We start from the raw sequence: 392 nt of genomic DNA on the forward strand, positions 1-392 counted from the left end.
TAAGCCACCTCGTCTTGGGCGCCCATCGTCTAGCGGTCTAGGACGCCGCCCTTTCACGGCGGAAACACGGGTTCGAGTCCCGTTGGGCGTGCCATTCCTCCTCTTTCCTATCCGATCTTTTTCGTAGTATGGTGCCGGTGCTTCCGCAGCAGGCGCCCATCGTCTAGCGGTCAGGACGCCGCCCTCTCACGGCGGTAACACGGGTTCGAGTCCCGTTGGGCGTACCAAATCCCACTTCGGATGCGGCAGTTCAAATTTTCCCGCAAAAAAGTTGATTTAATGGCTCTCGCTCACTTGCGGGAATCCGAAGCGCTCTCTATAAGCCACCTCGTCTTGGGCGCCCATCGTCTAGCGGTCTAGGACGCCGCCCTTTCACGGCGGAAACACGGGTT

General features: G+C 59.2%; 2 tRNA genes. Both read left to right on the plus strand.

The features are described 5' to 3' along the window. Window positions 1-18: 18 nt before the first annotated feature. Window positions 19-94: transfer RNA gene (locus QN224_RS33665), tRNA-Glu, on the plus strand. Between the two features lie 58 nt (window positions 95-152). Next, window positions 153-227, plus strand: a tRNA-Glu gene (locus tag QN224_RS33670). Window positions 228-392 lie beyond the last annotated feature (165 nt).

This window comes from Sinorhizobium sp. 7-81 (genome assembly GCF_030124405.1).
In the GTDB taxonomy this organism is placed as follows: domain Bacteria; phylum Pseudomonadota; class Alphaproteobacteria; order Rhizobiales; family Rhizobiaceae; genus Sinorhizobium; species Sinorhizobium psoraleae.